The organism is Tepidicaulis sp. (genome assembly GCF_965222285.1).
Taxonomy (GTDB): Bacteria; Pseudomonadota; Alphaproteobacteria; order Parvibaculales; family Parvibaculaceae; genus Tepidicaulis.
On sequence record NZ_OZ244942.1, the window covers coordinates 2844931 to 2857628 of the forward strand.

General features: G+C 57.6%; 13 protein-coding genes and 1 pseudogene. 3 read left to right on the forward strand and 11 right to left on the reverse strand.

The window, feature by feature from the left end:
- Positions 1–85 precede the first annotated feature (85 nt).
- On the forward strand, positions 86–553 hold the full coding sequence (locus ACOQOT_RS13610; RefSeq protein WP_167090817.1) for a MaoC family dehydratase: 468 nt from the start codon (positions 86–88) through the stop codon (positions 551–553).
- A 118-nt stretch (positions 554–671) separates the two neighbouring features.
- Here the strand turns inward: ACOQOT_RS13610 and ACOQOT_RS13615 are convergent.
- From ACOQOT_RS13615 to ACOQOT_RS13640, 6 genes and pseudogenes are all read right to left on the reverse strand, one after another.
- Positions 672–785: pseudogene (locus tag ACOQOT_RS13615) on the reverse strand (4-hydroxythreonine-4-phosphate dehydrogenase PdxA); the annotation flags it as partial.
- A gap of 33 nt (positions 786–818) precedes the next feature.
- Positions 819–1094, reverse strand: a complete 276-nt coding sequence (locus tag ACOQOT_RS13620; RefSeq protein WP_293217761.1) for a hypothetical protein — start codon at positions 1092–1094, stop codon at positions 819–821.
- A 117-nt stretch (positions 1095–1211) separates the two neighbouring features.
- Positions 1212–1964 carry a glucose 1-dehydrogenase gene (locus tag ACOQOT_RS13625; RefSeq protein WP_339614559.1) on the reverse strand — a complete coding sequence of 251 codons (753 nt, stop codon included), beginning with the start codon at positions 1962–1964 and terminating at the stop codon, positions 1212–1214.
- 58 nt (positions 1965–2022) lie between these two features.
- Positions 2023–3633 carry an acyl-CoA synthetase gene (locus ACOQOT_RS13630; RefSeq protein ID WP_348326490.1) on the reverse strand — a complete coding sequence of 537 codons (1611 nt, stop codon included), beginning with the start codon at positions 3631–3633 and terminating at the stop codon, positions 2023–2025.
- 154 nt (positions 3634–3787) lie between these two features.
- Entirely contained in the window at positions 3788–4177 is a 390-nt protein-coding gene (locus tag ACOQOT_RS13635) for a Zn-ribbon domain-containing OB-fold protein (RefSeq protein ID WP_293217777.1), read from the reverse strand.
- The gene (locus ACOQOT_RS13640) at positions 4174–5349 is read right to left on the reverse strand and encodes a thiolase domain-containing protein (RefSeq protein ID WP_348326492.1); all 1176 of its coding nucleotides are present in this window, start codon (positions 5347–5349) and stop codon (positions 4174–4176) included. Before ACOQOT_RS13640 ends, ACOQOT_RS13635 begins: the two co-directional genes overlap by 4 nt.
- Before the next feature lie 1013 nt (positions 5350–6362).
- Here ACOQOT_RS13640 and ACOQOT_RS13645 point away from each other — a divergent pair.
- Positions 6363–8015, forward strand: a complete 1653-nt coding sequence (locus tag ACOQOT_RS13645; protein WP_420559746.1) for a recombinase family protein — start codon at positions 6363–6365, stop codon at positions 8013–8015.
- A 103-nt stretch (positions 8016–8118) separates the two neighbouring features.
- Here ACOQOT_RS13645 and ACOQOT_RS13650 read toward each other — a convergent pair whose 3' ends face one another.
- The 5 genes from ACOQOT_RS13650 to ACOQOT_RS13670 form a co-directional block, all read right to left on the reverse strand.
- Positions 8119–9162 carry a CBASS cGAMP-activated phospholipase gene (locus tag ACOQOT_RS13650; RefSeq protein ID WP_420559747.1) on the reverse strand — a complete coding sequence of 348 codons (1044 nt, stop codon included), beginning with the start codon at positions 9160–9162 and terminating at the stop codon, positions 8119–8121.
- Positions 9152–9649, reverse strand: coding sequence for a hypothetical protein (locus ACOQOT_RS13655; RefSeq protein ID WP_420559748.1), 498 nt, complete (start codon positions 9647–9649; stop codon positions 9152–9154). Before ACOQOT_RS13655 ends, ACOQOT_RS13650 begins: the two co-directional genes overlap by 11 nt.
- Positions 9642–10928 (reverse strand): nucleotidyltransferase, encoded by a 1287-nt coding sequence (locus ACOQOT_RS13660; RefSeq protein ID WP_420559749.1) that lies wholly within the window; start codon positions 10926–10928, stop codon positions 9642–9644. The genes ACOQOT_RS13655 and ACOQOT_RS13660 overlap by 8 nt, the downstream gene beginning before the upstream one ends.
- 108 nt (positions 10929–11036) lie before the next feature.
- A complete protein-coding gene (locus ACOQOT_RS13665) occupies positions 11037–11453 on the reverse strand; it encodes an HNH endonuclease (RefSeq protein WP_420559750.1) in 417 nt (138 codons plus the stop codon).
- 15 nt (positions 11454–11468) lie between these two features.
- Positions 11469–11711: a DUF2188 domain-containing protein gene (locus tag ACOQOT_RS13670; protein ID WP_420559751.1), complete on the reverse strand. Its 243-nt coding sequence runs from the start codon at positions 11709–11711 to the stop codon at positions 11469–11471.
- A gap of 102 nt (positions 11712–11813) precedes the next feature.
- Here ACOQOT_RS13670 and ACOQOT_RS13675 point away from each other — a divergent pair, with 102 nt between their 5' ends.
- Positions 11814–12692 carry a WYL domain-containing protein gene (locus tag ACOQOT_RS13675; protein ID WP_420559752.1) on the forward strand — a complete coding sequence of 293 codons (879 nt, stop codon included), beginning with the start codon at positions 11814–11816 and terminating at the stop codon, positions 12690–12692.
- Positions 12693–12698 lie beyond the last annotated feature (6 nt).

The window sequence follows — 12698 nt, forward strand, 5'->3', positions numbered from 1 at the left end:
AAAACACCGGGACGCATTTCCGGGCATCAGTCACAGGATGTCGCGGGCGGGGCCGTGTCGCCGCCGCTACCTGCAAGGAGAGGGCATGCGAAAAATAGGACTCGGCATGTGCTGGAACGACCTCACCGCCGGTGAGGAATTCCGCACCATCGGCCGGACGATCACCGAAACCGACCTGGTCAATTTCATCAACACGACAGGCATGGTGGAAGTGCTCTTCACCGATATCGAATATCTCAAGGCCCATGGCCCCATGAACGGCCGTGTGGTGCCCGGCGCGCTGGTCTATTGCATGGCCGAAGGTTTGCTCGTCCAGTCGATGATGCAGGAGACGGGCCTCGCCTTCCTGCACATGGAGTTCAACGTCAAGGGACCTACCTTTGTCGGCGACACAATTCATGTGGAATGCAAAGTGCTTCAGGCGCGACCGACATCCAGGGGGCGCGGTCTGGTGCGCACCCGCAACCGGATCGTGACCCAACGGAACGAAACGGTGATCGAATATACGCCGTTGCGAATGATGGCCGGCCGGTTCGACGCCTCCCGAACATAAAATACGGCATACGGCCGTCAGCGTTCCTCGGGAAATCCTCGGCCGCGGCAAGAGAGGCCGCCGTGCGCATGGCGCTCAGCATCATCGCCGGATCGGTGGTGCCCTTGCCCGCAATGTCATAGGCCGTTCCATGCGCGACCGTCACATGCAGGTAGGACAGCTCGATGATGATGGCGCAATTGCCGGAAAAGCCCCATGTCTTGACCGCGATGTGTCCCTGATCGTGATACATGGCGAGGACGATGTCGTATCGGCCGCCACGAAATCAGGGCTGATGATTTCGCAAACGCGCCGGAGCGGAATATGGTCGGTCAGATGCGCGACGCGGAGCGGCCCGGTCAGTAGAACAAGATAGCTTTCGCCGGGCGAGAAACACCCAGTTGCGCTCGAAGATGTGTTTCATCTCGAGATCGAACAACTCGGGATCGGTGAATATGGCGCGATCGAGCATGAAGCGCCCGGTCGACATGTCCTCGAAAAGCCAAGAATCGAGCCTGTGGCGAATGCGATCGAGTGGGTTGCTCACACCGGATGCACGCATTGCGCTTCCTTCCTCGCCGTTTGGCCAGCCACGAGACTGACACACGATTATTTTCCTGCCCAGCGACAAACCGGCTTCGACCCTCAACAAATCCGGAGTCCATCGCATCGCAAGGTGTCACATGGTCGTGTAGCCTCCGTCGACGACAACCTCGGAGCCGGTCATGTAGGACGACTCGTCGGATGCCAGAAACAGGACCGCATAGGAAACCTCGACGGGTTCGGCCGGCCGGCCGATGAGCGTGGCGCTCAGGACCTGTTTGGCGACATCCGCATCGCCGAGGAGATCCTTTGTCATATTCGTGCGAATGATTCCGGGGTGCACGGAATTCACGCGAATCTTGAAAGGCGCATAATCCACAGCCGTCGATTTCGTCAGCAAGCGAACGGCGCCCTTCGATGCCTGATACGCCGCCGTGGCGGGCGCACCGATCAGTCCGTAGATCGAGGAAATATTGACGATCGAACCGCCGCCAGCCGCCTTCATCGCGGGTAATATATATTTCGTGCCATAGAATACGCTTTTTACATTGACGTCGAAAACACGTGCGAAGTCTTCATTCGAGGTGTCTTGCACAGCAGAAAAAACGAGAATACCGGCATTGTTCACGAGGATGTCGACGCGTCCGAAAGTGGACTTCGCCTGCTGTGAAATCCGCTCCCAATCCGGGACGCTCGACACATCGTGCCTGAAAAATCGCGCCTGCCCACCGTTATCGTTAATCTCCTCGACCACGGCTTTGCCGCCCTTCTCGTCCATGTCGGTAACGATCAGCGTTGCGCCTTCGCGCGCAAGCAGCAAGGCGTGGGAACGCCCCATGCCATTGGCGCCGCCCGTCACAAGGGCGATTTTTCCGTCTACCCGTCCCATCCAGTCCTCCCGTTGCGAGTGCGGCGGCCGCATCCGGCGCCGTCACTCAAACCGCCGTCTACGCAACCCCGAGCTCGCGTTTCGCGAAATCGGTAACGCTCTTGTAGTCGGCCTTGCCGTTCGGCGCGCGAAGAGGCACGGCGCCCACCAGGATGCGCTTGGGCGTTTTGTAGCCGGCGAGGTGCGAGCGGACGTGCTTGCGCAAATCCTCTTCGTCAAACTTCGCGCCGTTCGCCAGCGTGACGATGCCGGTGACCGCCTGACCCCATTTCTGATCGGGCACGCCGACAACAAGTGCGTCCTCCACGGATGGGTGAGTCTTCAGAACTTCCTCGACCTCCTCCGGGTAGACCTTCTCGCCCGCGGTGTTAATGCAAACGCTGCCGCGTCCCAGCAATGTCAGGCTGCCGTCCTTTTCCACAACGCACCAATCGCCGGGAATGGAATAGCGTTCGCCGCCAATGGTCTTGAATGTCTTGGCCGTCTTTTGCGGATCCTTGTAGTAGCCAACGGGAATCGGTCCCCCTAGGGCGATGATGCCCGGCTTGCCGCTGCCTGGTTCGACCGGCTGATCGTTTTCATCGAACACGCGGCACCGGCCGCCGATCTGGAACTTGGCGGTCTTGACCTCGCCGGCGCCCGTCATGATCGAACTGCCGAAACCGAGTCCCTCCGAGGCACCGAAAGAATCCATCAGAATGACATTCGGCAAATGCCTGAGCAGACCACGCTTCACTTCCGCGCTCCACATAACGCCGGAAGAAATGATCGAGACGACGCTGGCCAGGTTGTATTTGCCAGGCGCCTCGTCGAGCGCCGCCAGCATCGGCCGGGCGAAAGCGTCGCCGACAATCGCCAGCGAATTGACACCACGGCGCGAAACCGCCGTCCAGAGTTCATGCGCGTCGAGGGTCGGGCTCTCCAGCGTGACGATGCAGCCGCCGCTCATCATATTGCCTATAGCCGTAATGAAGCCGGTGCCGTGCATCAGCGGGCAGGCAGGCATCGATACGGGCCCTGGACCGGAAGCCGCGATAAACTCAACCAACTCGGGAAGTGTCTCGGGGATCGGCCCCAGCGCCCGAAGCGTCGTCAGCTGAGCTTCGCGCATGTCGTTGTGCCGCCACATCACGCCCTTGGGCATGCCCGTCGTGCCGCCCGTATAGATGAACAGCAAATCGTCCGGAGACCGCTCGATGCCGAGCGGCGCGCCATCTCCGCCAGTGACGATCTTTTCGTAATTTTCCGCGAAGGGCGCGGCGGATCCGTCTTCGTTCACTTCAATGAAAGTGGCGACTTTTGTAAGCCGGTCTTTCAGTTCGACGATGATGTCCCGGAACTCGGAACCGTAAACGACCGTTTGCGCGTCGGAGTCATTGAAGATGTAGAAAACTTCGTCCGCCTTGTAGCGGTAGTTGATGTTGACATGGACAAGACGGCTCTTGAAACAGGCCGCCATGGTCTCGACATATTCGGGCCGGTTTCGCATATAGAACGCGACCTTGTCGCCGGGCCTGGCACCGCGTGCGATCAGCGCCCGCCCGAGATTGTTGGACCTCCGTGTCGTTTCCGCCCATGTGATCACCCGATCGCCATGAATGAGAGCGGGCGCTTCCTGCGGTAAAACCGCCGAGATACTGTCGAGAATGTCACCGAAATTCCAAGCCATATGATCCTCCCTGAAAAATCCGGTCTTCGGGGGTCGGCTTTTTTTGCGATCACGCCGTTCCGTCCTTAACCGTCCGTTGCCTCAACCGACCCGTCGCCGGACGTTCCGGCAAGCCGTCAAGCACGCCGGAATGCCGTTCATCGAAAATCCCGCATCATACGGGTGTGAACACCGGCAGCGCGTATCCCTCGCCGGCCTCGGTAAATTTGACCCTGACTTTCTGTCCGATGCGAATCTTGTCGATTTCGCAATCGACGATATTCGTGAGCATCGAAACCCCTTCATCAAGCTCAACATAGGCAATGACATAAGGAGGCTTGGCTTGCCGCGTGACCGAATAGCTGTAGATAACGCCATTGCCCGAAGCCTCGACGAACGCTGTGTCCTCCGAGAAGCAATGCGGGCAAATCGTCCGCGGATAGTAATGCGCCTTGCCGCAGGCGTTGCAAACCCGGATCAGGAGTTGTCCCTTGGCGGCACCTTCCCAATAGGGCTTGCTCTCGGAATTGACCACAAGATCGATCTTTTTTTGGTCGGTGTTCATGCGTCTTCATTTCCCAGAATAACGGTTGCGCTGCCCATCCGCGATCCCAGAAGCCCGCCGGTTCCATGCGCCAGCGCAATATCGCAATTGCGAACCTGAACCTTTGGGTGAGCCTCACCGCGAACCTGACGAACCGCTTCAAGAACCTTGGTCATGCCGCCGCGATTGCCCGGGTGATTGTTGCACAATCCTCCGCCATCCGTGTTGAAGGGCAGTTTGCCGACGCCGGAAATCAGATTGCCGTCCGAAACAAACTTTCCGCCGTCGCCTTTTTTGCAAAAACCCAGATCTTCGAGCGTTTCCAGCACTGTAATAGTGAAGGAATCATAGATGGAGGCGTATTTGATGTCGGCGGGCGTGACACCGGCTTCGGCGAACGCTTTGGGCCCGCTCCAACGCGCGCCGGAATAGGTCAGATCGACCTGGCCCGCCGCGAGATGCTTGGGCGCCTCACCGGCGCCGAGAACCTTGACGCGGCTACGCTTCAGCGACTTCGCCACTGCCGGGCTCGCCATTACAATGCCGCCACCACCGTCGGTGATAACGCAACAGTCAAGCCTGTGTAACGGATCGGCAATCATCGGCGAATTGATGACATCCTCCACGGTCACAACATCGCGGAGCCTGGCATGTTCATTGTGCTGGGCGTGATGGGATGCGGCGACCTTGATCCATGCGAGTTGCTCGCTGGTGGTGCCGTATTCATACATATGCCGCATCGCACACATGGCGTACATATTCGTGACGTTGGGGCCATAAGGCATTTCGAACGGAAAGTCCGGCGCCTGCTGGTTGTAGTAACGGACGGGCTTACCTTCTTTCGCGTCGGCAACCGGCCTGCCTGCCAGCGTGATCAGCGCCACATTGCAATGCCCCGCAGCGATGGCCTGCGCTGCGTGATTGACATGGACGATGTAGGAAGACCCGCCGGTCTCCGTGCTGTCCATATGACGCACATTGTTGAGGCCCATATATTCGACCATGTTGATCGGGCCCAACCCCGGTGCGTCGCCGGCGCAGAAATATGCGTCAACATCGTCCTTTGAAAGACCAGCGTCCGCCAGCGCGCCCTTCGCGATCTCGGCGTGAAGTTGCGGCAGCGTCTTGTCCAGCGCCGCGCGGCACGGATGCTCGTAGATGCCGACTATGTAGGATTTTCCGTTGATACCCATCCCTATCCCTTATCATGATTTTCATATTGCTTAGCGCATTCAAGGGGGATACGTCCACCCCGTCCACGAAAGGCAGAAGCGCCGGTTATGGCCGATCGGAAGAAAAGATCGAGCGAGGGGGGAACGGATTGGGGACGGTGAGGATTGAAAACGTGGGTGGCGTCAGGACCATCACGCTTGCACGCGTCGAGAAGTGGCCTGCCCCCCCGAAATGCCACCAATCAAAGGCTAAACCCACCCCAAATTCGGTTTGGCCAACTGAAATGGTCCCGCAGATGCCCGTGCGGCATATCTGCCGTCATTCACCCGTGTCGGGGCACTGGATTCCTGATTATCTCCGCGCTCTCGGACCTGCTCAAGAAACCAGCAACTTCTGCTGACGCTTCCCCGCACACGCAGAGAACACGCAATCCTCTAAACGACAGCCGACGAAGGTAAATCTCCCAAATCCATCGCTGGACGAACAAGACGCATTTTCTCAAGCACCAAGACGCTCACCGATGTTGACGCGTATTGCGGAGTTAGCACTATTGCGCCCACAACATCCTTTAGTGCGCTCTATCGGTGCACATGGAATGCACATGCGATCGCATTCCATCGCGGACCGGGCATGCGAAATCGCCCATCGAATTTTCTCCACGCCCATTTCATCTTTTTCCGCGCCGACAAAGCCACAACTACGACGAAGCAGGCCCAACTACTTCTAAGTCTTTGATGTGGCTTTGCTTCTTGTTGATCCCCTGCTGGCAATCGCCAGATCTTGATGGTTGCATCCGACACTGGATGCCATGTCAGATGGATGGCAAGATGGCAAAGCGTAATCGAGACGGGCGTCGGCCCGCCGACGGCAATGCGGCAAACTCGGACGTCGACCCTGATCTTGAGAGAATCCGTCTTGCGCTCGTCCCTCTGGTGAAATTGCTTGCTCGGCAAGCAGCACGGGAGTGGTTGCGATCAGCGGCGAGCAGAATTACGCCCAAGGAAGAGAAGGAGCAATCAGGACAGGAGTGAGCATGATGTCCCGTGTCGCCCTCTACGCCCGCTACAGCAGCGACAATCAGCGCGATGCGTCGATTGAAGATCAGTTGCGGCTCTGCCGGCTTCATGCCGAGCGCCAAGGCTGGAAGGTCGTCGATAGCTACTCCGATCGCGCGATCTCCGGCGCTTCACTTCTTCGTCCGGGAATTCAGGAGTTGATCTCCGACGCGCAACGTCAGCATTTCGATACCGTGCTGACGGAATCCCTCGACCGGCTTTCTCGCGACCAGGAGGATATCGCTGGCCTCTACAAGCGCATGCGCTTCGCCGACGTGCGGATCGTCACTCTTTCGGAGGGCGAGGTCAGCGAGTTGCATATTGGACTCAAGGGAACGATGGGTGCGCTCTATCTCAAGGACCTTGCCGACAAAACACGTCGAGGTCTGCGCGGTCGCGTCGAAAACGGAAAATCAGGCGGCGGCCTCTGCTACGGCTACGACGTCGTCCAGCGCTTGTCCGAAAGCGGAGAGCCGGTCCGCGGCGACCGAACAATCAACGAGTCCGAGGCCGCTATCGTCCGGCGTATCTTCCGCGACTATGTCGCCGGCAGCTCATCACGAACGATCGCCCAGGTGCTGAACCGAGAGGGCGTGCCCGGTCCCTTCGGCAAGGCGTGGGGGCCGAGCACCATCCACGGCAATCCAAAACGCGGCACCGGTATTCTCAATAACGAACTCTATGTCGGCCGGCTGGTGTGGAACCGCCAGCGCTACATCAAGGACCCGGACACCGGCAGACGCGTCTCACGCGCCAACCTTGGTTCCGACTGGGTTGTCCAGGACGTGCCAGACCTCCGGATCGTCGAGCAAGCTCTCTGGGATCAAGCCAAAGTGCGTCAGAAAATGATGGCGCTCGGGCCACAAGAGCCGAGCACCAACCCGCTCGTCGACCGACGCCGGCCCAAGTATCTTCTCTCCGGGCTTGTCAGGTGTGGCCGCTGCGGCGGTGGCTACTCACTGATCTCGAAGAACCTGCTCGGCTGCGCCGCGGCACGGACCAAGGGGACTTGCGACAACCGGCTGAACATTCGTGTCGAGACGTTGGAGGCATCGGTCCTAAGTGGCCTGCGCACGCACCTGATGGAACCGAAGCTGTTCGAGACGTTCTGCGAGGAGTTTACGCGGGAGGTCAATCGGCAGCTCATCGAGCGCCGGACGACACTGGTCGCTCAACGCAAAGAAGTCGAGCGCATCGAACGGGATATCGATCGCGCCATCCAAGCGATCTTCGACGGTGTGCCGGGTGCACAGCTCAAGGACAAGATAGGCGCGCTCGAGACGCGCAAGGCGGAGTTGACGGCAATCCTCGCCGAGGCCAAGGAGCCTCCCGCTCTCCTTCACCCCAACATGGCGCAGCTGTACCGCAAACGCGTAGCCGCGCTTCACGATGCCTTGCGGGATGAGACGACCAAAGGCGAAGCACGTGATGCCATTCGCGCCCTCGTCGACCGGGTGACGCTTGTGCCCGAGAACGGCGAACTGGTGATCATCCTCAGAGGCGACCTCGCCGCCATGCTTTCCTTTGCAGCCAACAAAAAACCCGGCTCCATTTCTGGAACCGGGCTGCTTGCATCGCAAGTATCGTTGGTTGCGGGGGCAGGATTTGAACCTGCGACCTTCAGGTTATGAGACTAAATAGGCATTCTATAAGTTATTGAATATAATAATGTAATCGTAGTTCACGCTGTGTATGTGTAGGAAAGTGTGCAACTTTTAGGCTGATTTCGGACTTTTAAAGCCCCACCAAATGCTGCGTGTAATACCTCTCGCGCGGCAACACAGGTTGAGAGAAGAAATTTGCTAGGGCTTCGGCGTTCATTTCGAAGTCTTTTAGTGCTCGATCAGGCAATAGCGCGAATGCTGCGTCGTAGTCGTCCATCTCGATTTTCGCAGCTTCATCTCCTGGCTCAATCCTCAAGCAGCGTTCAGGCCCCAAAAGCAACTTCACCTGTGCGGTCGCGTTATCGGTGGTGAGAAACATGGCGGCCTTGATGATCTCGCGCCAACCCCACAGCCCCTTAAATACCGACGCGCTTTTGAGTTCGAACGGAGCATTGCCGGTACCGATACTCAGCACCTCGATCTGATCGAACGAAAGTTCATAGGCGGTGACGGCATCAACTAAAGCAACCATTACAGGGTTGTTTGCCCACACGCCCCCATCGATGAATATCTTTCCGCTTTCCGTGTGTTCGAGACCCTTCAGGTAGGTCGGCGCCGCGGATGTAGCCCTAGCTGCCTTCCACATGGGAGTTAGATGGTCACTACGGAAATCAGCGTGATGATCTGTTTTGATCACCGCAATTTCTGTTTTGGGCATCATGAAGGAGGGGACAACAAGTCGCGCACCAGAATGCCCTACCAACCTGTCCTTAAACCGGTCCTTGAGCGCGCGCTCCAGCTCCTCATGATCAAGCTTTGTTCCGCTGATCCAAGCCCCGAAACGTCGCGCTTTACCGAGAAAGCGCTTTGGTATTGGTGGGAAGATGTGACGTCCATCATCGCTGTAGAATGACACGATCTCCTCGGCAGACATTCCATCACCAAGACCGAGCGCAATGATGCCGCCGGTGGAGGTGCCCGCGATCATGTCAAAGTAATTTGCGATACCCTCGCCTTTGCCAAAGGCGCGCTCACACAGTCGCAATAGCTCGGCTGTGTAGATGCCTCGGATACCTCCACCATCAAGAGCGAGAATCTTGAACGGCCGATCGGCTGGCCAAGCTTGCCGCACACGACGAGTTTGCAGGCTGTTCGCGCGGCGATCAGTGAACATCAGCCAAGCACTCCCTGATGGCCTTTGCCTCCGCCGCTCTCATTTGCGCGACGCTCTCAAGCCCGACGCTGGGACCCAGCCATGTGCCAGTCAAATGCCAGAACTCGTAGTACGTGATCCACTCTGACGTCCAACGGATAGTTGTCTCGGCGATAAGGTCAGCTTCCGTCCATTCATTTGCCTCAGGATCGAACAAGCACAATCCAGACAACTCCGGCTTCTCCTCATAAAACAGCAGATGAGGAATTTCTTCGAACGAACCGCCCTTCCGTGGCTGGAGCTTCGGCTCATCAAGCATCACATACGGAAGACTCATATGCCCTGGCCACCAAAAAACATTCACGCGATATGCCTTCGCCTTTGGCTTCAGTGGTCCGCCCCATACGAGAAGCCCGCTCCCCTTACGCTCGCCAACAAAATCCGGCCAAAGCTCCTTCATGGCCCGCAACTGAGCATGCGGCGAGCGCCGCATCACTTTCTTACTCATCATCCTCCTTCTTGATCACAAAAGGATGGAAGTTGTGGCGCGGGACCTCGTCGAACTTCCTCGTCGAGACCACCACAGCCGGGGCGCGCACGCCCCCGGTCCGAGGTTCCATTACAATCTCGGATTTGCCGTCACGGCGGTCATACCGTTCCGCGAGAAGCTTCCGCTGTTCCTGGCCAATCCGTTCGCCAAACAGATCGTCAATGCCTTCTGCGATGTCGGAAAGCGAGGCCGAACACATTTCATTGAGACGTTCACACAGCATCTCCAGTGCGGCAGCACAGGCTTCCATGTTCCTCTGGCCGATGTGCCCTTCTCCGGGCCAGCGATCGTTGATCAGGTCGGCGCGGTAGAACGGGTTGAATTCCGCCGGGACCGTACTCGCAGCAAGGTGCTGGCGCATAATGCGTGCAGTTGTATGGGCAAGGACGTAAAGCTGAGCCGCAAGACCGTCCGGAATGTACCCGATATCGGCGGCCCGCTTGGCGAGATAGATCGACGGCGGTCGGCGCGCGCCCGAGTTCTCGTAGTGAAGATTGATAAACCGCTTGAGCAGCTTGAGCGCCACAGCCTCCTGAGCGTCAATCGCATTGGGGATGACCGGCGGCAGAGCTTCTTGTTCAGCGTTCGCGACAACGAGCCTCTCTTCCTCGTCAAGAATCTGAAGACGGTCCACAGAGGCCGTCGCACGGTGCCGACGCAATGCTTCCGTGAACTCTTGCTGTCCCTGCCCCACTGCTCCGCGAAACCACGCCGTAAATCCCCAAGGGTTGGAGGGCACGCGATAAGCCTCTCCCCTGTCCGGCGAGTGGAAAATTTCTCCTGCCCGTTCAATGGCCAGATTCTGACGCCGGTCCAGAATCGTTACGTCCATATGCATGAAGGGAAACCGCATCTGCACGCACCGTGTGCAACGCACGATCTCGACGACGCCGGGAAAGCCCTGCAAAGCTTCTTCGAGAATGTCGAGCGGCCGCTTTTCGTCCCAATCCGCCGGAACATCAATTTCCACCACCGCATCGACGTCGAAGCGATCATCATCCGTGCCCGATACGATGGTCGTGCTCGTCGCGATGGAGCCCTGAGCATAGATCATGCTGCGCCCGTCAATCAGATACGCAGCAAGCGGGCTCGCCGAGCGTTCAAGATGAGCCTTGAGCTTGCGGTACCTGTTTTCAGCAACGCGGCGATCTCGCGAACTCAACTCAATAAGGGTCGCTACATCGAGAAGTATCTCATCGAGAGTGGCGAGGCTGTGAAACGGATTATCTTTTGACATTTTCAAAATCTCCTAAGGAAAAATTTTCAACCACTCGTAGAGAGCTCCATCGCCACCTTGCTGAATGTCACCAACCGAGTGCCACAACCTGGCATGGGGCGGGGACCGCTAGTCAGGCTCAATCATCTTGCCGATTGCGGCTCCAATCACCGCTCCAAGGGCGATACCAAGCGGTCCCAAGGGTGCCAGCAAAATGCGCCCGCCAAGCGCTCCACCTACGCCCCCGATCCAGGCGTTCTCTTCTTTCTTCGCAGGCGATAACGGTGCGCATCGAAAACCGTTCTTCCTGCGGGAGCCTCGTGTTGAAGTAACTCCCTTTGCGCGGTTACATGAGATGCAAGCGGGATACAGATTGTTCAGGCGGTCCGATCCGCCGCTTGCTCTGGGTACGGAGTGCTCAACCTCCCAAGCACCTCTCGCCCCAACAACACCGTAGTTCTTGCGCGCCAGCTTTTTCCGGCAGATGTGGCAGCACCCATCGGTTCTCGCGAAAATCAAATCCTGCCGGTTTGCATCAAAGCTCACAGCGCATTCCCTCTCTTAGTGCTTCTTATCTTTCGGCGGATTCGGATCGTTGCCCGGCGCGACCGTGTCCGAATCCCGCCACTTCCCATCGCGCCCCTGGATGCGAACTTCGCCGCCACCAAGATTTTGAACCGTGTCCTTCGCCGCCCGTTCGGCCTCGCCCTGGGTCTTGTGGACGCTGCTGGCACGGTCCGCGCCAGCCGCCTTAACAGCCCAACCATCGGGGTGCTTCACCACATAACGATCATTTTTCGACATTCTCTAAGCCTTTGATATTGACTAATAATCCTCACTTAAGTTAATATACTATACGCATCTAGTTATGATGTCAATATAGTTTCTATTCGTATTGGAGAGCGCATGACACCTAAAGGCACGGAACTACGATGGGGCGTAGAGCGACGCCTTGAGTTCATCGAGTTCAGGCTGTTTTGGGAGGGCGGCATCAATAGAGCGGATATCACCGGCTTTTTCGGTGTCTCCGTTCCTCAGGCATCGAAGGATCTGAGCCAGTACCAGGAACTAGCCCCCCATAACCTTCGCTATGACCGTAGCGAGAAACGCTATTTCGCGGCCCCAACTTTCAAGCCGGTTTACCTCAAGCCCGATGCGGACAGATATCTGACGGAGCTTGCCCGTTCGGCGGAACCTGCCGCGCATGGGGAACAAAGCTGGCTCCTGGCACCACCAAGTATCGACACCTTGCCGCTGCCTCACCGCCGAGTTGAAACGTCGGTACTGCGTCCTCTCCTCGAAGCCATAAGGGAAGAGAGAGCCGTCGAGATTTTCTATCAGTCGATGAACAACCAGCGGCCCGACCCCATTTGGCGAGCAATCTCACCGCATGCTTTTGGAAGTGACGGATTGCGCTGGCATGTGCGCGCGTATTGCCACCTCGAACGGAAGTTCAAAGATTATATTCTTTCTCGCTGTATCGAGGTCCGCGCTTCTGATGAAAAAGGAGCTCGAAAGGAAGATGACAAAGGGTGGAATGAGTTCTTCGACGTAATTCTTGAACCAAACCCAGCGTTGAGCGAGAATCAACGCAAAGTGATCGCCCTTGATTACGATATGGAGAACGGCCGAACCGCTATCCCAGTACGGCGGGCGTTGCTCTACTACTTCCAAAAACGGCTAAGACTTGACGTCGCGGAAGCACTGGATGACCCGAAAGAGGCACCAGTCGTCGTAATGAATCGTGCTGAGTTCAAGGAAGCTCTTGAGCAGGCCTCACGGTGAGCAACA